The organism is Paenibacillus sp. FSL M8-0142 (assembly GCF_038597315.1).
Taxonomy (GTDB): Bacteria; Bacillota; Bacilli; order Paenibacillales; family Paenibacillaceae; genus Paenibacillus_AQ; species Paenibacillus_AQ lactis.
In genome coordinates, this window is the sequence record NZ_CP152008.1 from 6,506,115 (window position 1) to 6,529,468 (window position 23,354).

The 23,354-nt window shown below is 55.6% G+C and carries 17 protein-coding genes; 4 read left to right on the forward strand and 13 right to left on the reverse strand.

What is annotated here, in order from left to right; translation table 11 throughout:
• Positions 1-37: 37 nt before the first annotated feature.
• The 4 genes from fba to rpoE form a co-directional block, all read right to left on the reverse strand.
• On the reverse strand, positions 38-892 hold the full coding sequence (fba, locus tag NSQ46_RS29405) for a class II fructose-1,6-bisphosphate aldolase (protein WP_007133131.1): 855 nt from the start codon (positions 890-892) through the stop codon (positions 38-40).
• 168 nt (positions 893-1,060) lie between these two features.
• On the reverse strand, positions 1,061-1,453 hold the full coding sequence (locus NSQ46_RS29410; protein ID WP_007133132.1) for a response regulator: 393 nt from the start codon (positions 1,451-1,453) through the stop codon (positions 1,061-1,063).
• 292 nt (positions 1,454-1,745) lie between these two features.
• A complete protein-coding gene (locus tag NSQ46_RS29415) occupies positions 1,746-3,347 on the reverse strand; it encodes a CTP synthase (protein ID WP_007133133.1) in 1,602 nt (533 codons plus the stop codon).
• Between the two features lie 579 nt (positions 3,348-3,926).
• Positions 3,927-4,484 (reverse strand): DNA-directed RNA polymerase subunit delta, encoded by a 558-nt coding sequence (rpoE, locus tag NSQ46_RS29420; protein ID WP_007133134.1) that lies wholly within the window; start codon positions 4,482-4,484, stop codon positions 3,927-3,929.
• Positions 4,485-4,846: 362 nt separating this feature from the next.
• Between rpoE and NSQ46_RS29425 the strand changes: the two genes are divergently transcribed.
• Positions 4,847-5,992: a S8 family peptidase gene (locus NSQ46_RS29425; RefSeq protein ID WP_342575767.1), complete on the forward strand. Its 1,146-nt coding sequence runs from the start codon at positions 4,847-4,849 to the stop codon at positions 5,990-5,992.
• Between the two features lie 110 nt (positions 5,993-6,102).
• On the opposite strand, the gene argS is transcribed toward NSQ46_RS29425, so the two are convergent.
• The 5 genes from argS to NSQ46_RS29450 all read right to left on the reverse strand — a co-directional run bounded on the left by argS (position 6,103) and on the right by NSQ46_RS29450 (position 10,780).
• Positions 6,103-7,782 (reverse strand): arginine--tRNA ligase, encoded by a 1,680-nt coding sequence (gene argS, locus NSQ46_RS29430; RefSeq protein ID WP_210095567.1) that lies wholly within the window; start codon positions 7,780-7,782, stop codon positions 6,103-6,105.
• Entirely contained in the window at positions 7,779-8,204 is a 426-nt protein-coding gene (locus tag NSQ46_RS29435; protein WP_007133137.1) for a DUF1934 domain-containing protein, read from the reverse strand. The genes argS and NSQ46_RS29435 overlap by 4 nt, the downstream gene beginning before the upstream one ends.
• Positions 8,205-8,449: 245 nt before the next feature.
• Positions 8,450-9,121: a GNAT family N-acetyltransferase gene (locus tag NSQ46_RS29440; protein WP_342575770.1), complete on the reverse strand. Its 672-nt coding sequence runs from the start codon at positions 9,119-9,121 to the stop codon at positions 8,450-8,452.
• 74 nt (positions 9,122-9,195) lie between these two features.
• Complete coding sequence (locus tag NSQ46_RS29445) at positions 9,196-9,885, reverse strand: GNAT family N-acetyltransferase (RefSeq protein ID WP_007133139.1); 690 nt, start codon at positions 9,883-9,885, stop codon at positions 9,196-9,198.
• A gap of 37 nt (positions 9,886-9,922) precedes the next feature.
• A complete protein-coding gene (locus tag NSQ46_RS29450) occupies positions 9,923-10,780 on the reverse strand; it encodes a carbon-nitrogen hydrolase family protein (RefSeq protein ID WP_342575771.1) in 858 nt (285 codons plus the stop codon).
• A 397-nt stretch (positions 10,781-11,177) separates the two neighbouring features.
• On the opposite strand from NSQ46_RS29450, the gene NSQ46_RS29455 reads away from it, so the two are divergent.
• From NSQ46_RS29455 to NSQ46_RS29465, 3 genes are all read left to right on the forward strand, one after another.
• Entirely contained in the window at positions 11,178-13,466 is a 2,289-nt protein-coding gene (locus tag NSQ46_RS29455; protein WP_342575774.1) for a PrsW family glutamic-type intramembrane protease, read from the forward strand.
• Positions 13,467-13,482: 16 nt separating this feature from the next.
• Positions 13,483-13,932 (forward strand): SitI3 family protein, encoded by a 450-nt coding sequence (locus NSQ46_RS29460; protein ID WP_342575776.1) that lies wholly within the window; start codon positions 13,483-13,485, stop codon positions 13,930-13,932.
• A 79-nt stretch (positions 13,933-14,011) separates the two neighbouring features.
• The gene (locus NSQ46_RS29465) at positions 14,012-16,084 is read left to right on the forward strand and encodes a serine hydrolase domain-containing protein (RefSeq protein ID WP_342575778.1); all 2,073 of its coding nucleotides are present in this window, start codon (positions 14,012-14,014) and stop codon (positions 16,082-16,084) included.
• A 312-nt stretch (positions 16,085-16,396) separates the two neighbouring features.
• On the opposite strand, the gene NSQ46_RS29470 is transcribed toward NSQ46_RS29465, so the two are convergent.
• The 4 genes from NSQ46_RS29470 to NSQ46_RS29485 all read right to left on the reverse strand — a co-directional run bounded on the left by NSQ46_RS29470 (position 16,397) and on the right by NSQ46_RS29485 (position 23,324).
• Complete coding sequence (locus NSQ46_RS29470) at positions 16,397-18,877, reverse strand: glycoside hydrolase N-terminal domain-containing protein (protein ID WP_342575779.1); 2,481 nt, start codon at positions 18,875-18,877, stop codon at positions 16,397-16,399.
• On the reverse strand, positions 18,874-20,019 hold the full coding sequence (locus NSQ46_RS29475; RefSeq protein WP_342575781.1) for a glycoside hydrolase family 88 protein: 1,146 nt from the start codon (positions 20,017-20,019) through the stop codon (positions 18,874-18,876). Before NSQ46_RS29475 ends, NSQ46_RS29470 begins: the two co-directional genes overlap by 4 nt.
• A 26-nt stretch (positions 20,020-20,045) precedes the next feature.
• The gene (locus NSQ46_RS29480) at positions 20,046-21,191 is read right to left on the reverse strand and encodes an oligogalacturonate lyase family protein (protein WP_342575783.1); all 1,146 of its coding nucleotides are present in this window, start codon (positions 21,189-21,191) and stop codon (positions 20,046-20,048) included.
• Positions 21,192-21,257: 66 nt separating this feature from the next.
• The gene (locus NSQ46_RS29485) at positions 21,258-23,324 is read right to left on the reverse strand and encodes a glycoside hydrolase family 65 (RefSeq protein WP_342575784.1); all 2,067 of its coding nucleotides are present in this window, start codon (positions 23,322-23,324) and stop codon (positions 21,258-21,260) included.
• Positions 23,325-23,354 lie beyond the last annotated feature (30 nt).

The window sequence follows — 23,354 nt, forward strand, 5'->3', positions numbered from 1 at the left end:
GCCAAGGGCAATAAGGGATTCGGAATAGGTATGGAATTTAAGCTTTGTTGTTGGAGCCGAACTCGCGGATTTTGCCGACAACCGTTTCTTTGATCGCTTCACGGCCTGGCTTCAAGAACGTACGAGGATCGTAAGCTTCTGGTTTAGCGGCGAGCACTTCGCGAACCACTTTCGTGAACGAAATTTGGTTCTCGGTGTTGACGTTGATTTTGGAAGTACCGAGCGAGATCGCTTTTTTGATATCATGCGTCGGGATACCTGTTCCGCCATGAAGAACGAGCGGAAGCTTCACGGCATCGCGAATTTCCTCCATCTCTTTGAAACCGAGGTTTGGTTCGCCTTTGTATGGTCCGTGTACGGAGCCAAGCGCAGGTGCCAGCGTGTCGATGCCCGTCTCGTTCACGATGCGCACGCAGTCATCAAGCTTCGCGTACATAACATCGCCGATTACGTCATCTTCTTGGCCGCCTACCATGCCCACTTCTGCCTCAACGGATACTCCCTTGGCATGAGCATACTCGACAACTTGCTTCGTTGTTGCAATATTTGTGTCGATCGGGCTGTGGGAATCATCGATCATGACCGAAGTGAAGCCCGCGTCGATCGCTTCTTTACATTTCTCGACACTGGATCCATGGTCCAGATGAATCGCTACTGGAACCGTGATTTTCAGGTCTTCCATCAGACCTTTAACCATGTGCACAACGGTGCTGAAGCCGCCCATGTAACGTGCTGCGCCTTCAGAAACACCGAGAATAACCGGGGATTTCTCTTGCTCAGCCGCTTCCAGAATCGCGTAAGTCCACTCAAGGTTGTTGATGTTATACTGACCAACAGCATACTTGCCTTCGAGCGCTTTGTTCAGCATATCTGTCATTGATACTAATGGCATGGTTTCATCCTCCTAAAGATGCTTAGTTTGTCTATGGTTTAAAGCCGACATAACATACGCATATATTATACCACATCGCGTCGTAAATACTAAACAAGCATTTCCCGAATCCCCTGCATCACATATTGGCAAAAAAAAGAACTCCGCCATTGAAGCAGAATTCATAGCTTAACCTATCTTGTTCGCCGCGCCTTTCAGCTGCATATTGACGGCCTGCCGCATCTCGTCGATATCAAAGGGCTTCGTAAAGTGCATCAGCGCGCCGAGATCCGTCGCTTCCTTAATCATATCCAGCTCGCCGTAGGCCGTCATCATGATGACCTTGATATCCGGATTCATCTGTTTAATATGCTTTAGAATCTCAAGCCCGTCCATCCCCGGAATTTTCATATCGAGCAGTACCAAATCCGGCGCATGCAGCTTCACGATCTCCAAAGCCGCCTTGCCGTTGGCGGCCTGGAACGTTTCATATCCCTCGCTGCTGAACACTTCCACTAGCAGAATCCGAATTCCGTTCTGGTCATCCACGATCAACACTTTGTGTTTGCTTGGTTCGTTCATTCTTCAAAGCCTCCCGATCCTTAAATGGCATTGATGATACGCAAATCTAAGAGCCCTTAACGCCCCATAAACCGACCATTATCTGTATTCGCCCGCTGTAGTCGAAATCCTTCCTTACTTTCGAAAAATTTCTGGAAAATAATGCCCTGCCAAAACACAGAAATACCCATTGCTGTTAAAAGGTATGATGCCTGCTCAGCATAAAAAATCCCCTTTAAGCAAACCGCCTCAAGGTCTGCTTAAAGGGGACTATTATGCGTTGGAATGGGCGCAGTCTGCTATAGCTCGCCGATTACACCTGATGCTGAATCGAAGCTTTCACGAATTCGCGGAACAGCGGCTGAGGGCGGTTCGGACGCGATGTGAATTCCGGATGGAATTGCACGGCAAGGAACCAAGGATGGCCCGGCATCTCCACGATTTCGACCAGACGTCCGTCCGGCGACGTCCCGGAAATGCGCAATCCTGCCTTTTCAATGTCCTCGCGGTATTGGTTGTTGAACTCATACCGGTGACGATGTCTCTCATACACCAGCTCGTCCTTGTAGCAGGCTTCGGCCAGCGAGCCCGGAGCCAGCTTGCACGGATACAAGCCGAGGCGCATCGTTCCGCCCAAGTCCTCGACATCCTTCTGCTCCGGCAGAAGATCGATGACCGGATATTCGGTGGCCGGATCGATTTCGGAGCTGTTCGCCCCCTGCAATCCCAAGACGGAACGGGCGTACTCGATTACCGATACCTGCATGCCAAGGCAGATGCCGAAGAACGGAATGTTGCGCTCACGGGCATACCGGATCGCGCTGATCTTGCCTTCGATCCCCCGATCGCCGAATCCGCCCGGTACGAGGATGCCCCCGACTCCGTTCAAAGCTTCTTCCACGTTCTCGTCCGTAATCTCCTCGGCATTCACCCAGCGGATCTTCACTTCGGCATTGGCATCGAATCCGGCATGCGACAAAGATTCGACCACGCTGAGGTAAGCATCATGAAGCGCCACGTATTTACCCACGATGGCAATCTCAACCGTCTTCTCCAGCTTGGATACGCGCTCAACCAGAGCCTCCCATTCACTCATGTCAGGCGCCGGCGTAGTCAGCTTCAAGTGGTTGACGACAATCTCGTCAAGACCCTCGTCACGCAAGTTCAGCGGCACCTCGTACAGAGAGGACGCATCGCGGCATTCCACAACTGCGTTCGGATCGATGTCGCAGAAGAGCGCGATTTTGGCTTTCATCTCCGTCGAAAGCTCATGCTCCGTACGGCATACGATGACATTCGGCTGAATGCCAATGCTGCGGAGCTCTTTCACGCTATGCTGGGTCGGCTTCGTTTTCACTTCGCCGGCAGCTTTAATAAATGGAATGAGGGTTACATGGATATACATCACGTTCTCGCGGCCGACATCACTCTTGATCTGACGGATCGCTTCAAGGAACGGAAGGCTCTCGATATCGCCGACCGTACCGCCGATTTCGGTAATGACCACATCCGAGCCGGCTTCACGTCCTGCACGGAATACGCGCTCCTTGATTTCATTCGTAATATGCGGAATGACCTGTACCGTACCGCCCAAATATTCGCCGCGGCGCTCCTTGCTGATTACCGAGGAATATACTTTCCCTGTCGTAACATTGCTGTTCTTCGACAGATTGATATCGATGAATCGCTCATAGTGCCCGAGGTCCAGGTCGGTTTCCGCACCGTCGTCCGTTACGAATACTTCGCCATGCTGATAGGGACTCATCGTGCCCGGATCTATATTAATGTACGGATCGAACTTCTGAATCGTTACCTTGAGTCCTCTGTTCTTCAGCAATCGGCCGAGCGAAGCGGCGGTAATTCCCTTCCCGAGAGATGATACAACCCCGCCTGTTACAAAAATATACTTTGTCACTGTTAAAAACCCTCCTATATAATCTCCATAACTTCAGGCGACATATGATGTTTATCCTAACCCGTTTTCCCCAGATTCATCAGAGGGGACCAACAAAAAGCACGGCCCGCTTCCCTAAGGGTGAGCGAGCTGACCTCCGACCTATTACAAACCGTCCCCGCCTCTTCGCGTGGGCAATCCATCCAGGCGGCCCACGATAAGCACACAGATCTTCCGATCATGCGTATTCGGGCAGGAACAGGTTCTGATACCTTCATCCTTGTCTTCTGCAAAGACTACATCCAGATCGATCATGAGGTCTTGTAGAAGACATCCCTATGAGCAAGGATGCGTCCTCCTTCCGAAGACACCCCTACACCTGCTCATAAAAACAAAAAAAGTGACCCCGAGTAGTAACGGGGCACTTTTATATTAAACATATTTTAATCCACAATCATAAGCCCAAGCAATAGTTTACTCTGTGCCTTGTCTGCTTGTCAAGGGAAGAAACAGGCTTAAAATCCCCCTATTTCCCAATCCCGTTCACGACCTGCTGAAACTGGCCTCGGCAAGTCATATTCCAAGGTATTCGATCACGGATTAATCCAGATCTTCCTCTTCGAATTCCTCGCCATCCAGATTCTCTTCTTCCTCCGCTTCGGCATCCTCATCGTCCAAATCGTCGTCATCGATCACGACATCGTCGTCAACGTCAGCGTCAGCATCGTCGTCCTCGGCGAAGAGATCGTCATCTTCGTCATCCAGGCTGTCGTAATCGTCTTCGACGTCATCCACGCTGTACGTATCCTCTTCATCGGTGAAGTCATCGTCGTCATCGTCTTCATCATTGATGATGCGAGGGCGCTTGGCGTTCGCAATCGGATCCTCGGAGCGCTCCAGAGGATACCAGCGCTTCAATCCCCACAGATTCGTTCCAACGCAAGCGAAACGTCCGTCTATATTGATCTCGGTATATAACTGGGCAATCGTTTCGTTAATCTCTTCTTCCGTAAAGCCGCGAAGCTTGGCCACCTCATTCATCAGGTCACGGTAATAATACGGCGTATTGGCCGCCTTCAGAACCATAAAAGCCAGGTCAACCATCGGGATTTCCTGGATCTTCTCCGGATCGATCTTTAAATTGAGCGGATTACTCACTAACGCACACTTCCTCTCACACAATCTTCACGTTATACCCTCAACATATCCATTATCAAAACTAAGTAAAACCTATTTAAACATAAAAATCAAGTTTTTATGCGGTTGGCATCTTATGCATGGAAAAAGGCGGAGACTCATCGTCTCCGCCTTCCGACTGTATCCGCCCCTAGGATCGACTCCTTACGGGATAGATGAAAGAACCTCTGCAGGCTCCCTCCATGTATCTTATGTTCGCCCTATCGCTTTGACACGCGAAACAGGGCCTATTTCCCGGAAAAAGGGCTGCGTCCCATTCGGGCTCCCTCCCCGGCTCATACAATACTGAAGCAACGGTTCATCGAGAAGGGAGATTGCCACACATGGACTACACCCGGATCATGCAATCACTACTTGCGGAGACGAACCCTATGCGGAACGTCCGGGGAGAGAACCGGCGGCTCCTGACGTTTCATGACCCTAAGCTGTACCATGCGTGCATCAGCGAATGGAAGCGACTCACCGGAAAAAGCCGCCTCGACGGTTCAGTCAGCTTCTCGCCGCTTGTCCGGACCATCATCGCTCCGGCGTCCCAAACTGCAAAGCTTGAGGCGGAATTCCGGAACGAGCTGATGATCGAGGAGGATCACCAGGTTCATATCCAAGCGATACAGGGAAGCATTGGAACGCTAACCGGGATCCCATGGGGAATCAAACAGATCAAAGCCCCGCAAACCTGGTCAATCTCAACAGGTCATCGGATCAAGATTGCCGTTATTGATACGGGTGTGGATTTCGCCCACCCGGATTTGAGATACTCCCTGACCAAGGGGGTCAATCTCGTTAACCGGAACATCCCGCCATATGATGACAACGGGCACGGCACGCATATATCAGGCACGATTGCTGCAGCGAACAGCACGCAAGGCATGATTGGCGTTGCGCCCAGATCGGTGGTCTACCCGGTGAAAGCCTTTGATCACAATGGGTCGGCCTTTGTATCGGACATCATAACGGCGATTGACTGGTGTGTCCGGGCCGAGGTCAATATCATCAATATGAGCTTCGGCATGCAGACCCGGAGCAGAACCTTGCTTGATATCGTCAGCAAGGCCAATCAGGCAGGCCTTATTATCGTTGCATCCTCCGGAAATGACGGCAAGCGCCGCACGGCCGATTACCCGGCCCGCTACCTCCATACCATTTCCGTTGGAGCAACCGACCGGAACCGCAAAATCCCCGCGTTCAGCAACCGTGGGCAATTTGTCGATATCTACGCCCCCGGCGACAAAATCGTATCCACGTGGCTGCAAGGCAAATATCATGAGATGAGCGGCACCTCCATGGCCACATCGCATATCAGCGGAACAATCGCACTGCTCCTCGCCCAAAAGCCTGACCTTAAACAGGCGACGGTCAAGTCCCTGCTGCGCCGCACCTCCACCCCTCTTAAACTGAAGAAGGGCTTCAGCGCTTCCGACGGAGAGGTAAATGCCCTGAAGTTTTTGCGCGAGGGCATGAAATTATAGAACGCTTCGGCATGCCCGAATCGAATAGCTCCCGTACGCCGCTGCCTATAGAAACAGCCGCTTTCCATCATGGATAAGCGGCTGTCGATGATTATGCGTATGGTCGAATCCTACATCCGTTCCGGCGCCGATACGCCGACCAGGCGCAGCACGTTCGCGATAACCGTGCGCACGGCTCCCAGCAGCGCAAGGCGTGCCTGCGTCTGCTCCGCATCCTCGGTAATTACGCGCTGGGCTTTATAATAGCTGTGGAACAGCGAAGCCAGCTCGTATACATAACGGATGATCCGGTGCGGCGCGTAGTTTTCGGCAGCAACCGACACCTCTTGTGGAAGCTCGCCGATTTTGCGCAAAATGTCATATTCATGCTCCGCCGTGAGTACGCCGAGGTTAACCTCGGAAAGCGGAAGGAGCGCAATCCCTTGCTCCTCCGCTTGGCGGAATACGCTGCAAATGCGGGCATGCGCATATTGAACGTAGAACACCGGATTTTCATTGGAGGTGGAAACCGCCAGGTCCATGTCGAAATCGAGATGGGAGTCCATGCTCCGCATCGTGAAGAAGTAGCGGATCGCATCCACGCCTACTTCATCCATCAGATCCTCCATCGTGACCGCTTTGCCGGTACGCTTGGACATCTTCACCTTCTCGCCGTTCTGGAACAGGCTGACCATCTGCGCGATCAATACCGTCAGCTTTTCCGGATCGTTGCCCAGCGCCTCCATGGCCGCCTTCATGCGGGGAATATAGCCGTGGTGGTCAGCGCCCCAAATGTTGATGATGCGGTCATAGCCGCGCTCGTATTTGTTGCGGTGGTAGGCGATGTCCGGCGTCAGATAGGTGTACGTCCCGTCATTTTTAACCAGGACCCGGTCCTTGTCATCCCCGTAGTCCGTTGTGCGCAGCCAGACCGCTCCGTCTTTCTCATAAGCTTCGCCCTTGGCCTTCAGCTCCTCAAGCGACTTCTCCACCAGTCCGTCCTCGTACAGCGAGGTTTCGCTGAACCATTCGTCAAAATGCACGCGGAACCGATTCAAATCGCGCTTGATCTTGTCGAGCTCCTTCTCAAGCCCGAATTGACGGAAAAATGCGGTCCGTTCGCCGGGATTCATCGCCAGAAGAGAATCGCCCTTCTCTGCGACAAGCTCTTTGGCAAAGCCCTTGATATCTTCGCCGTGGTAGCCGTCCTCCGGCATTTCAGCCTCTTGGCCAAGCTCCTGCAAATACCGCGCTTCCAGCGATTTGCACAAATTGACGACCTGGTTGCCTGCATCATTGATGTAGTACTCCCGCGTTACTTCATAACCCGCATAGTCCAGCACGTTGCACAGCGCGTCGCCGACTGCCGCTCCGCGGGCATGTCCAAGATGGAGGCTGCCCGTCGGGTTGGCGCTGACAAACTCCACTTGAACCTTCCGGCCTTGGCCGATATCGACACGTCCGTAACGCTCCCCTTGCTCGTGAACCAGGGCAACGACCGGGTAAAGATAGCTTTTGTTCAAGGTAAAGTTAATAAAACCGGGCCCGGCAATCTCGGCCTTCTCAATCGAGGCTTTCGCCGTATCCAAATGCTCCAGGATCGCCTCGGCAATCTGGCGCGGGTTCTTCTTGGCGATCCGGGTCAGCTGCATCGCTGCGTTCGTAGCCAAGTCCCCATGCGATTTATCCTTAGGGACCTCCAGCGTAATTGCCGGAAGCTCCTCGCGGGATACCAGTCCGGCAGCGACGGCGGCATCGGCCACCGCTTCCGCGACCAGCCCGTTAATATGGTCTAGTGGATTCAATGTCATGATTCATGAGCCTCCTGAATAGTCAAACTTATGGAAAAGTGCCCCGAAAACTCATCGAGCACGTATAGATCATACACCCATGCAGCGCGTCCGGACATACCTTCCACGGCAAGCTCCAGGCGCTGAGTGTGCGTAGACAGATTAAACGAGGTGAATGGAGAACGGTAAAATCCCGGCAACCTCTGTCCTAATCTGAACGTCTGTTCAGATTCCACTTCCCCGTGGCGGATAAGCTTCAGCTCATCTTCGGTCAGCTTCAGCATCGCCCGGGTTTCTCCCTGATGCGGTCCCATCTTCGGTTCGATATACCGGACATACAAGGCCTTCCCTTTGGAGATCACCTCAGCCGGTAGCTCCTGAACCGTATTCTCGCCTTCGTGAAGACTTTGAAGACGGATGGTCGCTTGTTTTCGGTCGTTCATGATACGCTCCTCTTTTTTCTACCTATTGTATTAATATATCCAGTATGGGCCGGCAATTCAAATGAGGATGGTACAATACTTCAGAAATTATACTTCTTCATGCAGGGTTTGCGCCATACTTTGCGACAAAAAGCCTGCTTATTTTCCATGCCGCCCCTCACGGCATCAGGCTACCGGCCGACCTTCTGTTCTAAAAGCAGGGATAAGAAAAAGCTTGGTTCCCCAGGGAACCAAGCTTCCATAAATTACAGGGGCAGCAGCGCTACCTTCTCCCGCTGCTTGAGCTTTGCCACCATATCAAGCCATGCTTGCGGCTTTTCCGGCAGGACGGCGTAGTAGCGCGTCAGGAAATTCACGATCAGCTCGGCAGGCAGCTCCGACATGCTGTCATCGCTCGGCTTGAAGCAGAAGTCCAGGCCGGTTACCGCCTCTCCGTCGTTGTTCCAGGACGGGTGAACATAGTCGATATCGGTACGTTTGTAGCCAAGATGCGAGAGCACCTCGCGCCGTACAAACGGATCCATCGGCTTGATTCCGCCGAATTCGTAGTCGCTGACCCGATATGGATCATAGATTTCGGCGAACATGCCCAGCAGTTCTTTCCCGTTGGCGGCCGCAAGGGCATGCAGGTCCTTCAAACGATGCTGCGCCAGGAACCGGCCGATGCCGAGTCCTTCCCGGCCGATGATCGTAAAGTCGGTCATCGCCACGTTCCAATCCTCGTAATACCGGTACTCGGTCGTCCCGACCACTTCTCCTTCATGCAGCGCTACAAACACGCGGATGCCGGGATCCTCAAGCGGCTCCTTCCACAGCTCGTATTCCAGCACCTCCTCAGACGGGAACACCTCTTTCATCAGATTGTGCATGCTGCGAAACAGCGGGTCCTCGATACTAGTAATCCGAATATATTCCATGACTGCAAAGCCCCCTTCATTAATGGTCGTAGATTATGACTCTTCATCCGTGCGTAACATAGCTATGGAAGACTTCAATTAAGCCCGCCCCGTACAGCTTTAAACGGATTGCGCCATTCCATCAAAGCCCCGTAATTGCATGACTCCTCATCCTCCAGATAATCGGCCGCGACGCCGATCGGCGTGCGCCCGCAGCGAAGCAGGAACGTAATCACCGGGTCATGCAGCTTCCCCTGGACGACCGCCTCCAGATAGGATTCGGCACTCATCCTGTCCGCATACTTGTGATAGCCCGGCATCCGGCCGCCGCCCAACAGGCGGTCCAGTCCGCGCTGCACGGTCACATGGTACAGCGACTGGATCAGCCATTTGCCCAGCCCCAGTTTACGAAACCGGGGTCTCACGCATATATCCGCGATATAAAGCGTATTGCCGTCCGGTTTATGGGTCCGGATATACCCGTTGTCCGTTGTATCCGCCCAGGAATGAGCCGGCTCCGAAGGATCGTAATCCACGATCAGCGAGGTAATCGATCCGGCCAGCACCCCGTCTGCCTCCACGCATAACGCGCCCTCGGGAAACCGGGTTACATGCTGGGTCAGCTGTTCCTTGTTCCACCACTGCTCGGATGGATACGGCGGCGGGAAGGTTTCGGATTGAATTACGATCAGCTCGTCGAAATCGTCCGCCGTATAGCCGCGAATGACAACCGGTACCGGCCGGTCGCCGTCAAATACGTAAAACCGCTGAAAATAGCTGCTCATGCCGCCCCCTGCCTTTCCGTGTTTTGTAGCGATCCGTTTACTCCCAATCCGGATAAAGATCCGTACGGCGGTCGCGCCACGTCGTAACGGAACCTTTCTCCCGGACCTGATATAACAGGTCTAAATCCAGATCGGCCGTAATAATCATATCGTGGTTCAGCTCGCCTTCCGCCAGCAGTCCCTTCGGAGGAAACGGAATGTCATTCGGCGTAATAATGGCCGCCTGGCCGAAATTGGCCCGCATCAAATCGACCGTCGGCAGCGAGCCGACCGTTCCGGTCAATACGACATAGACCTGATTCTCGATCGCACGGGCGTGGCTCGTATAACGGACGCGATGGAAGCCGTGCCGGTCATCCGTGCAGGACGGACAGAAAATGACGTCGGCGCCCTTGGCCTTCGCCATCCGCACAATTTCGGGGAATTCGATATCATAGCAGGTCAGCATGGCAATCGTGCCATACTCGGTCTCGAACACCTCGAGCCCCTCGCCTGCCCCCATATTCCATCCGGTAACCTCCGACGGGGTGATATGGATCTTGGCCTGCTCGGCCACGCGGCCGTCCGGGTAAAACAGATGCGCCACGTTATACAGCTTCCCTGCCCGGCGAATCACATGCGTGCCGCCGATAATATGCATGTCATATTGCTTCGCAAGCCGGATGAACAGCTCCAGATAGCGGTCCGTGAAATCCGGCAAATCATTGATCGATAATGCCTTGCCTTGGTCGTCTCCAATGGACATCAGCTGGGTTGTGAAGAACTCGGGAAACAGCACGAAATTAGCTTCAAACTCCTCGGCTGTCCGTATGTAATGCTCCGATTGCTGAGCGAAATCAACAAACGATTGGATCGTGTGCAGATGGTACTGCACGGCGGAAACGCGAAACTTCATGCTACTCCTCCTTAGGCCTGTGCTGGTTTCATTATATAAGATTATAGAGAACTTCGCTTGCGGAATCCATGATGATCTGATTGGGCGGAATGCCCGTATCATGGGCAAACCGGCGGAGACCAGAATGTGAAACAGGCTTTTGCGAAAGTAGAGCAGTAAAATTGGTGAAGGGCTCGGGAGCAGCCTTTGCGCGGCTTGTTAAATGGGCGGAATTAAGGATATGGGTATTTCCGCACCCCTGCTTCTCATACGTTGGCATCATTTTTGCACGGCCGCTCGGGAAGTTTCCTTATATTGGTTCACACGAATCCGGGAATGTGTAAAAATATTGAAAAAAGAATCATCCGAACCCGCGCCGATTCTCGCGCAAAAGCTTGGTCATTCACGGGAGGGGAGCATGGTAACGATGTCCATCACGATGGTCCGAACCCGCATTCGGGATGCGGTGGAGAGTGTATACGAAGCGGCGCGCGCCTGGCTCGCGAAGCACCCTTTGGTCGTAAAGGTTTACTACGCATTTTCCTGGCTTTCCTTGATCTTTCTCCTAATCAGCCTCATCTTTATTAGGGATTCCCGTCTCATGATGGTCCAGTACCTCTGGTCATTCTACGTGCTGCTGCAGTTCTGGCTGCTCTGCCGGAGCAAAACGCTGCCGTGGAAGCATGTCAGTCTGTTGGTGCTGTCCGGGGTAATTCTGGTCGTGCCGCTTACGAATCTTACGATTCAGCTGCTGCACCTGATCTTTGGCGGCCGCACATCGGATGCCTGGTCCATGGCGGTGGCCACCCCGATCGTGGAAGAAGCCCTGAAGCTGCTGCCGCTCGCGGCATTCCTGTTCTTCTCCCGCAGGGCGTCTGCGCTAAGCCTTAGCGATTACGTGCTCCTGGGCGCAGCCCCGGGCGTCGGCTTCCAACTTATCGAGGAGCTTTCCAGGCGCTGGGTCAATGACGGCTATCTTGCCCGGCAGTACGACTACAGCGTAACGTTGTTGGGCGGCAAAACGATCCATTGGGACCTGTTTACCCTATTTCCGGGATACTTCGAGGAAAGCATTGTTCCGTTAATGATGAGTGAAGGCCATCCCTTACATACCGCAGTGATTTCCCTTGGCGTCGGATTCGCCGTCCGTTTCCGCCATAAGCTGACTCCGTGGGTCTACCTGTTTCCGGTTATCCTGCTGCTCTGGGCCATATTGAATCATGTGGCATGGAACGGGCAAAACCGGCTCCCGGACTGGATCATGACCGTCCATGAATGGACCGGGGAAGGCTACCGGGTCAAAGACGTGTTCCTGATTATGCTGGCGGGCGGCTTGGTCATGGACTACATCGACTTGAATAAAGTCAGGCAGCGCCTGCCTAGGTACGGTCAGGAATCCATTCTTAATCCGTTCTCCGAGTTGTTTCACACCATAACTGCGCTGTTCAGCAGCAGAAAAAGGTTCGGAAACCTCCTTGCCTTTTACAGAGCAAGGCGTGAGCTCGGCTTCTCCTTTCTATATGGGAATGAAGAGGCTAAGAGCCGGGAACTTGCCGTTCATGAGCATTTGCAAAAATACGGGGTGCTGCTCGGAGCCCTGGCCGTTCTTCTGCTTGTGGCAGGCGTCTTCTCGGGATTTCAGATGATGCAGACCCCGGATTCCGCCTGCTTCGCCTGCCTGTTCGATTCGCTTCAGAACTGGTGGGACCGCCTAAGCGGGTGGGAGCAGGCAGCCATCGTTCTCGGCGCCTTCGCCCTGGGCTTTATGTTCGTCGGGTTCTGGCCGGCTCTCGGGCTTGCCTTGACCGGACTCGATATTGCATCAAGCGGGCACAGCATTGCCAGCTACATCCGCGATCCGAAGAAGCTGCTTTCACCGCAGCATATGCTGGCAGGGCTCACGGCCTTCCTTCTCGACCGGATTCCGGTAGGAAGAGGGCTGAGATGGCTGTCTGACCGGCTTGGACCGAGGGCAAAGGGCTTGCTGGACGCCATTCAATCGAAGCTCGGCCTCAAACCAAAGCCGGACGGCGACACGCCGGGCATGCCTGACCGGCATGAAGAAACTCCGAACGGAAAGCCGGAGCCCGAGAACCGGCAGCCGGACGATAAGCCGGAAGACACTAAACCCGGCGAAAACAAGCCTAACGATAAACCGGAAGATAACAGACCTGACGAGAATAGACCGGACGAGAATAAGCCCGATGAGAATAAACCCGACGACAATAAATCCGGGGAAAATCATCCGCCGGAGAACAAACCGGAGGAGTCCGGCTTGACCGAGCCTACTACGTCCGGCGGCGAGCCGCGAGGCAACTATGAAACGCCTGATCCCAATGATCCGCGGCCGATCATGCGGCAAAATGAAACCGCCGACCTGCTGGCCTCGCAAGGATACGATGTTGAAATGCTGCCCGGCACGAAGGGCGGCAACGGACACGGCATTCTGCCCGAGTCCAACCCCGATTTCCTGATCAACGGCAAAGCCTTTGACTGTTATTCGCCTGATACGGGCAACGTCCGGAATATCTGGTCCACGGTTGTTGGCAAAACCGAGCGGCAGGCCGGCGGCATCGTTCTGAATCTGGACGACTACACGGGCTCGATGGATAAGCTGATGAAGCAGTTCGATGATTGGCCGATCGAGGGCCTTGACGAGCTGTTCGTTGTTAAAGACGGGACCATCACGAGATGGTTTCCAAAATAGATAGGAGTGGATCTCGGTGTTTTACAATTTATATTTGGGAACAGGCTCATCGTTCGAGGAACTGAGCGCAACGCTTGTAACGCTGCATGCCGGGGATGGGGACGTCATTCGAAATACGGCGGAGGAGCTTGTCATCTCATTCGACTGGGCAACCATGACGGCCAAAGAAGGCGGACAGGGACTGATATTCAAAAGCGAGGATTACGGCATGCCGCTCCGGTTCAGCCTGTGGTTCGACATCCTGCCGAATCAGCCGGACTGGGCGGAGAAGCTCATGGCTTTCACAGGGCGCCTGCTCAGCCGGATTGGAGGTGATTGCATTCTGGAGTCCAACGGGGACACCCCGATTCTGACAAGAGCGGGTAGCCGCATCGTGGTCGACGATAAGAAGCTGAAGGGAACCGCCAAGTTTCCGTTTCACGCGCTGAAGCTCTCTTTTGTCGAGGGCGATTTGGAGAAGGTTTGAAATTTTTTTCGAAAAACATTGAACCATTCGGGCTGGTAAAACGTACTAAGTGATACATCAACCATAAGGAGGTTTATCATTGAAGAAACGACTTTCACGAATGTTGGCAGGCTTGCTCACGCTTACCCTGTTGGTCCCATCAGGCGTCATGGCTGCAAGCGGTGACCCGGCGGCCTCGGCCAAAGGACTTAAGGAGATCGCTGCGGAGAAAGCGGCGCTTCTTACCGAGCAGTACGGTACGATCAGCGTCCAATATGCCCTAATCGACAACGGAGAGATTAAAGCATCGGGCCAATCGGGCATGAACGATATAGAAGGAAAGATTCCGCTCACGAAGGATACGATGTACGGCATCGGGTCCACGAGCAAAGTGTTTACGACCGCAGCGGTGATGAAGCTGGTGGAGGCCGGAAAAATTAATCTTGATACGCCTTTGGTCCAGTACATACCCGAATTCAAAATGAAAGACGAGCGCTACAAGAAGATCACCCCGCGCATGCTGCTTAACCATTCCTCGGGCCTGCAAGGCTCCAGCCTTGGGAACGCCTTTTTGTTCGAGGATAACGACACCTACGCACACGACACGCTGCTTGAGCAGCTGTCCACCCAGACGTTAAAAGCAGATCCGGGCGCATTCTCCGTATATTGCAACGACGGCTTTACCTTGGCTGAAATTTTGGTGGAGCGCGTCAGCGGCAAAGATTTTACCGCATTCATTCATGAGCATTTTACGCAGCCGCTGGGGATGAACCATACCAAGACGTCGCAGGACAATCTGGATCTCGATCAAATGGCAGGCTTGTATTATCCGACGTATCCGGAGCAGCTGCCGAATGAGACGGTCAACGTGATCGGAACCGGGGGCATCTACTCCACGGCGGAAGACCTCGTCAAGTTCGGCACCATCTTCACCAGCGAAGCCAAGGGCATTCTTTCGGAGTCCTCCATACGCGCGATGGAGCAGGAAGAGTATAAGCGCGGCCTGTGGCCGGAGGATGCGGACAACTCGTTCGATTTCGGCCTCGGCTGGGACAGCGTGCGGCTGTATCCGTTTAACGACTACGGCATGAAGGCTCAGGTAAAGGGCGGCGATACGATCCTGTACCATGCCTCCCTCATCGTGCTTCCGGAGCAGGACATGGCTGCGGCTGTATTGTCATCCGGCGGCTCCAGCTCGACGAACCAGCTGCTGGCAACCCAGCTGCTGCTGCATGCTTTGAAGGAAAAGGGAACGATTAAAGAGTTCAAGCCCGACAAATCCTTCGGCAAGCCGGTGCAAGCCGAGCTGCCAAGCGACCTGCTGAAGTATGACGGCTATTACGGTGCTTCCAAGCAGCAAATCCGGGTGAAGCTGGATCCAAAAGGCGTCCTCAGCCTCTCGGTCCCGCAAGTGCCCAATTATCCTGAAGAAAAGTATATCTATACGAAGGATGGTGCCTTCGTCGATGAGGCCGGCACGATTAAAGCCAGCTTCGTCACGGAAGACAACGGCCGAACCTATCTCTGGGTAAGACAATATGCCACCGTTCCGGAGCTCGGACAGGTAGCGATTTCCCAATATCTTGCCGAAAAACTGGATGAGAACAAGCTGACCCCTGACGTCGAGGCGGCCTGGAGCAAGCGGGAGGGCAAAACCTATTATCCGCTGAACGAAAAATACACGTCCATCGCCTACTTCATGACGAAGCCGACCATGCAAATTGCCCGCAATCCTGAGCTTAAAGGTTATATGCTCGACATGGCAATCACCGATCGGGACCGGGCAACGACCAAGCACAACGTTCCGGGCACGGGCAGCCGGGATACGCTGGACATCGAGTTCACCAAAGAAAAGGGTGTCGAGTATTTCAACGCTTCCGGAACGCTGTATATGAGCGAGGACGGCATCAAATCCCTGTATAAGGGCAAGCGATCCACGGTGACCATTCAATCCGACGGATACGCCAAATGGTATACCGTTCCTAAAGGAGCGGCCGGCAAGACCCTTACCGTCACATTGCCTGCCGAAGGCGCATTTGCCGTCTATGACGAACTGGGAACGGTCCTGAACTACTCCCTTGTCAGCGGCTCGAACGAAGTTAAGCTGCCGGAGAACGGCACGATCGTGTTTGCCGGTGCACCGGGCTCGGTATTCGGCGTTCAGTTGAAGTAAGCTTCCGATTGACAGCGTCTTGAATTTCCTGAACTTATCCGATTTTTTATCTCATGCATGAACGATAAGAGAGAGGTCTGTCGACGTACGCTCAAAGAAGACTGACCGCGTTTAGCGGAAGTTTTCCCTGCGATATCAGGCATTCGATCCTTCAAAGTTTATACTTGCTGGTATCTCAAAAAAGGCACCTTCGAACATTGGCCCAAGGCCGGGGTTCGAAAGGTGCCTTTCTTCGTTTACTGGTTATGCGGGGCAGGCGAAACCGGTCGGTTCGCCGAACCGGCGCTTCTTAGGGAACCCGTGGTTCCCGCTTTACCGATCGGGACGGCACCGGAACGTGAGCCGTGCTCCAGGCCTCAGCCGTACAGCGAAGCAGCGGCGGCCCTGCTCCGACGGCTGAACATCCCCTTCTCCGGAGAATGAGCATGCTCCGGCCCATTCCGGCAAGGAAACGACGGTATCGGTTTGTCGCTCGGCGTGAAGCTCGGCCTGCAGCCATCCGGTATCGGCATCCCACTCGGCGGCAATCTGCCCCGTATGGAATCTCCAACCGGCATACCGGCCCCTGCGCCAGCGCTGAGGCAGGGCTGGAAGCAGTCGAACCATACGCGATGATACCTGCAGCAGCATTTCCTGCACCGCATGAACCCATCCCATATTCGCATCGAGCTGAACAGGGGCAGCAGGCATATCCATGCAAATCCCCATGCCTCTCCAATCGTTATGGAGCGTAAACAGATTAGGCAGCAGACAGGAGCGCGCCAGCATATCCAGACATTCCAGCGCATGATCCCCATCGCCAAGCCGGGCGTAGATGGAAGCCATATGGGCCAGCGACCAGCCGCTTTGCGCCTCGATGCGGCGCAGCCGCACCGCGTTCTCGCAGGCGCTGAACAGCTCGGGCGACGATTCCCGGGTAATTTCATGACCGGGAAACAGCGGGTAGATATGCGAAAGATGCCGATGATCATAGCGATCGTCGAAGGCGGGATCCAGCCACTCCGCCAAGGCGCCGTCACGGTTCGTCCGATAGGGAGGAATTTTTGCCAGCATCCGTTCGTATTCGGCTTGTTCCATTTCCGGAACGCCGACCGCTCTGCCCGCTTCGATGAGATGGGTAAGCAATTCCTTCAGAATGGCTATGTCCATCGTTGCATTCACCGTCGTCGGCATGGGGTGAGCCAGCTGTCTGCCGTCTTCGGGCATAAAATTGCGCGGCGTATTCTCCGGTGAAACCGAAGGATACAGCTTGAGGAAACCGTCCTCCCCTTCCGTCGCAAAATCGGCATAGAATTGCCAGGCCTCCTGCATAAACGGCAGCGCCTCCTCCTGAAGAAACCGGGTATCCCCCGTGTACAAAAAGTGCTCGTAGAAATGCCGGGACAGCCACCCAGCAGCCCCGGTCCAGTTCAAGATAACGGGCACGATCTGACTGGGCAAGCCGATCCCGGGCGTGGTACCTGCCGGAATGTAAATCCCTCTGCAGCCGTACAGCTTGCGGGCATTCTCGCGGAAATCCTCCATCAGGCCGCCGTAATAACGGAATAAAGGCTTGACCAGTTCAGACAATCCGCCGACATTGGCATGCCAGTGCATCATCTGGATGTTTTCGTTTGCCATATGATGGCACCAGACCAGACGGTAGTCACCGCCCCATAGGCCGTATAACCCGAACGGACCCGAATCCGCCCCCGTCCCGCTGATGAACAGATACCGGCCATACGCCCACATTTTGCGGGCCAGCGCGGCAGGGGCTTCGCCCTCATAGGCTTCCAGCAGCAGCTCTTCGTTCGAGCGACCGTCATCGGAGGCTCCGTCCAGCTCCAAGGCCGCGGAATGGAACAACGACCCATGCAGCTCGGCATGCCGATGGAGAAGCCGTTCATATTCGCATGCATCCAGAAGAGCGGCAAGCTCCTGCTCGAGCCGCTTCCACTGGTCTTCACGCCGCCCTCCGACAAATACCTTTACAAGAACCAGCGCCTTTCGCATCGCTTCAAACCTGATCGTCGTCCCTTCCTTGCCGGTATGGACGCGCCCGTCCTCGCCGATGATCCGCAGCACGGCCCCGAAGTCTTCCCCGTCGTCGTTGCGGGCGGCATATCGGATATAGCAGCCTTCGGCTTGAATGGTTACCGAATCGGCCAGCTCCTTAAATTCGGGGGAATCCCCCCAGCGGTCGCTCGGATAGAGTATCAGTCCAATCTCGCCGGATACGGTGCGGAGCTTTCCTCCTCCATCCCCGGGATCGCCTTCTCGCTCGGCTCGTGCACCGGAAAGGGAGCAATCTTCCCATACAGGCTCACCGGGGCGGATGTCGTAAACGACGACCGAATCCGCGCGGGAAACGAACAGCCGCCGGGCATATCGGGCCGCACCATCGGACCACCGGACGGATACCTCCCCTGTCTCCATGTCGAGCGTACGCCGGTATTCCCGGAATGCCCGGCTTCCGGGCATCCGCAGCTGGATCGCCGCCAGCGGAAACCGGGAGGCAAGCTTGGTGCCGTATCCCCGCTCCCGCAATGCATTCGCCAGCTTCCAGCTGGCTTCGTCATAATGTCCTTCATCCATAAGCCTTCGCGTTTCCGGCAGTGCAGAACTGACATCCGGCAGCGGGTCCTTCCGTCCCCAATGCCATAATCCTTCATGGTTCAGCAGCACCGTCTCCTCCTGAACCCCGCCGAAGACGGAGGCCCCGATGGTGCCGTTCCCGGATGGCAGCGCCTCGCGCCACATATTTCGCCACCAGGATGCCGGATATCGCAAAGTCAGCAGATTCCCGGCACTCATTGAGGATGACCGCCTTCCCCTTCCGCCTGCAGTCTCTCCATTTCCATACTGGCAAGCAGGAGCGGAGCGACGCCCATTAACGAGTCGCTTACAACCTGTTCGCTTATATAATACGCATAAGAGCCGTCACGGTATTTTCGCCCGCCAAGTCCTGCGCCGTGGCAAATGCCGTGAAGATGGACGCCCTCCCCGTCCACGGTAACGAAACGCTTCTTAATGCCTTCATAGGCGCGTTCCACGACCTCCCGGTCGATTTCGGCCAAATACTTGAGGCGAATGCCCTTCGCCAAAGCGTAGGTCAGCATGCAGGAACCGGAAGCTTCCAGATAGTTGCCCTGCCGGCCGTTGCAGTCCATGACCTGATACCACAACCCGCTTGCCTGATCCTGAACCCGTACAATGGCATTGGCCATCCGCTCGAAAATGCCCATCAGCTGCCCGCGCTGCGGATGCCGGACCGGGAAGAACTCCAGGGCATCCACAAGCGCCATGGCATACCACCCCATGGCGCGTCCCCAGACGTGCCGCGAGCGCCCGGTCTCCTTATCGCACCAGCGCTGCTCCCGGCTCTCGTCATAGGCATGATGCAGCAGCCCCGTCTCCGGATTGCGCGTCCGCCGCTCGATAAGCAGCAGCTGCCGTGCTGCCTCGTCAAACCATTCCGGCTCCCCGAACGCAGCCGCATAGTCCGCCATGAACGGAGAGGACATATAAAGACCGTCCAGCCACATCTGATACGGATAAATCTTTTTGTGCCAAAAACCGCCCTCATCCGTCCGCGGCTGCCCGATCAGCTGGGACGCAAGCAGCTCAGCGGCTTGGCGGTACCTGGCTTCCCCCGTGGTCCGCCACAGGCGGAGCAGATTTTTGCCTTTGTTGATATGATCCAGATTGTATTCCTCAAGCGTGTACCCTGCGATCGAGCCGTCATCCCGGATAAAGACATCCATATGGCGCTTAACCGCCTCATGAAACCGCTGCTCACCTGTCCAATCACCGAGCCTTCCGAGCGCGGTTAAAGCCATCCCGGCCACATATCCCCACTTGTTGGCGATGCCCGGATGATACCCGTCCACGCAGGCGGACAGAATCGTGTCGCCGATGCGGACCGGCATCCGTTCCATAACCGTTGCTTCTGCCAAGGTAAAATCACTCCTCCCTCTTCATTTCAGACCGAGAACGGGGGCAGCGTATCGAACTGCTCGGGCATATCAACCAAATACAGGTTGGCGTAGCCGTTTTTGTCGCTTGTGAACAGCAGCCGTTTGCCCTCCGGATCAAAGCGCGGATGCGCATGCACCTTCTGGGAGTGAAAGCTGCACCGCAGCTCGCACAGCATGCTCGGCCCCTGATATATCCCGCCGGCGTCCTTGCGCCACACCGAGAGCGTGCGGACCGCCCCCTTGCCGTCAACGACGGCCTGCCCGAGGCCATCGGCATACGCATGCCACGTATCAAAGCCGAATTCCGTCTCCTCCATCGCCGTATTGTCATACCGGATGCTGCCGAAAAAATTCGTGCCGTCTACGCGAAAGCCGTGATACCCGATCGTTACGCCGTCGGGATAAAAGAACTCATGGCCTACTTTCTCTCCCGGCTCGAGGCGCTCCCGGATTTTCCAAACCTCTCCGCTTCGTAGATCCAGCCCCCATATGCGATGGTCCACCTCATGCCAGGGGCCTTCGTGGCAGAACGTCATCAGCCACGGCTCCACCGGCGAAGCGTTAATATGGGTGATGAAGTTATGCTCTTCATACAGCGTCTCCGGCTGCGTCCTCCCTTTCGCATCCAGCCGGATGATCCGGCTGTGGGGCTGAGCCTGCATCAACTCGCGGTGGCCGACGTAGCCATTGCCCAGATCAAGCTTGATCCGGTCCGACAGATCTTCCTGGATGCACGTAACCACCGACCGGCCGTCAGCCGGGCAGCTTAAATTGCCGATCGTGTAGCCCTGAGGCGCCTCATATAGCTCCACTTCCTCCAGCGTTGCAAGATCGAGCCGGCGTACGCTTCGGCCCACCCGGACGAATGCCGCGGTCCCATCCGGCTGCAGACAGGCATCGAGCTCATCATTGTCCGGATAATCGGTCAACTGCAGCATCTCGCCGCTCTCCACCTCCATGCTGTACAGGTTGGCGCTGTTTCCGCGGTCCGATACGAACAGCAGCCGCCGTCCCCCGTCATACCATCCGTTTTCCGTAAAATACAAATGGTGGCTATGTGCCTTGTAGTCGGTCAGCTGCGCGACCTCAACTCCCGTCAACCGGTCCCGGTATTGCCTCCGTTCCGGTTGCCATACCGTTCCTTTTGCCATATGCATTCCTCCAGTCCAGCGTTTTCCCCATCCTTTGAACCAGGGTTCATCCAATGCTTCACAATGCTACAACCACGGCTTCAATCCTTCCCACTGTACATTCCAGCCGCTGGACGGAAATCCGGGTGCGCCCGGGTCCTCCTGGCCCTCCCAGCCGCAGGCCATCATGGCAACCGCCGCAAGCAGCCCGCCATTGCCAGGCAGGTATGCGGACAAGCCGGGACGCTGATAATTGTGCCCATTCGGCAAATACGTGTTCTTCACTTCGTCCATCAAGAGAAAATCGACAGCCAGATCGCGCTCCCCAAGCCTGGCCGCCGTCATGGCACATACCGGAAAGTCCCATCCCCATGCCGTCTCCCACTGCCACACGTCCTTCACCTTCTTCAGCGTACGGCGCATCGTTTCCCGGTCGATCAGCCTGCCCGGAAGCACGCCCAGCGCACACAGCATGGACGGATGATCATGATTCTTCGCCGTAAACGTGTCTGGGGCCAGCGCATGAGCCAAATAGACGCCATCCTTCTGCGGCGGCGATGCCATCCTGCCTGCTACCTCCGCCCAGCGCGGATTCGGCCGGATCCCCATGCGGCTGGCCCACTTCACGGCAATATGAAGGCCATATCTCCAATATTCCAGCTCATACGGCGGGTTGACGCTGCCGTCCATAGGGTGGCATTCCTGCGCAGGAATGAGCGGCGGACCGAGATCGAAAGCGCCGGTCTCCTCATTCCAATGGGCATAGGACACCATAAAGTCAGCCGATTCGAACACGATGTCGCGGAGTCTTCGCAGTGTCGCCGTTGTCGGCTCCGCCTTATAGCACAGCTCCGCCATCGCGATCGGATGCGGCTGCTGCCAGATCAGGCCGGGAGCGACGGGCGACGGACAGGGATAGCCGTCAAAGCCCACCATCTTCGGCCAGCGGGCTCCCTCATAGCCTTGCATCCTGGCCAGCTCGCGGGCGATCGGCAGGATGCGGTCGTACCAGTCCATGCTGCGCCGCAGAATCGAAGCCCGGCCCCATAACGCAAAATGTGCCGCATGCCACCAGTGCATCTCCAGATGCGCTTTGCCGAACCAGCTGTTGTACATAAGGCCGGTTTCCTGCGGCGGCATGGAGCCGCCGCTGTGAACGGCGCACAGCCATTGCGACAAGACCACCCGCCGCTCCAGCTCAAAGGCCCGCGGATCGGAGCTGCCTTCGAAGCTGATCGCCCCCCCGCCCTGCCAGAAGGCTTCCCAGTGACGGGCGCTGGCTGACGTTATGTCTTCCACCTCGGCCGCAGCGGGCGTACCCGGGGCAAATCCGACGGAGAACGCCAGCTCGTCGACAGGCGTTTCGCCCGTTCCTTCCGGATGCAGCGTAAACTCATGCTGACCCGTCTGCTCGAGCCGCCCCCCGCTCCACTGCCACCGGACGGCATAGCGGTCCTCATCCATCGTTCGTTCGATCCAGGCCGCCCCATCCTCCTGCCGGAGCAGAACCGTTTCATGGCGATGGTCATTCGCCCAGTCGAGCTTCACGGACTTGGACCAGGAGGCGTTCGTCATATCCGGTGCGGGAAAGCGGATAAATACCTGCAGCTGCCCTTTGCCAACAAGCGGCGAGACGACTTTCACGCCCAGCATATCCGCATCAGGATGGCAAACCGTAGTCACGTCGACAGGCACCCCGCGAACGGTAAAGCGGCTAGACAGGACCCCGGTCCAGAGGTCGAGCTTTTGCCGAAATCCGCCCGCATGACCGTAATCAAGCTCCTCTCCCGACTCATCCAAAAATCGGAAGGCCAGGCGGCCGAGATGAAGGCGATGGGGATTTTGCCTCAGCCATTGATATGCCCCCTCCCGATCCCCGGGCTTCATCGGGTAACCGACCTGGCGGCCATGTGTGTCAAACGGTTGTAGCGCGGCATCCTTCCAATCGAATCGGCGGCGTCCCCCCGTAAAGTGCCAGCCCCAGTTCGATTGGGTCCCGAGCGGCACCTCGTATTGCTCGGGAAACGTCTGCAGCCCGGTAAGGTCGGCGGTAAACGCGAATTCCCCATTGCCGACCGACAGCGGCGATAATGGATTCAGCCTGTCGAACTCCGGATGATGTCGCTGTACAATCTGCTTTCTCTCCATCTCCATGCTCTCCTTCCATGCTGTGGACATGCCCTG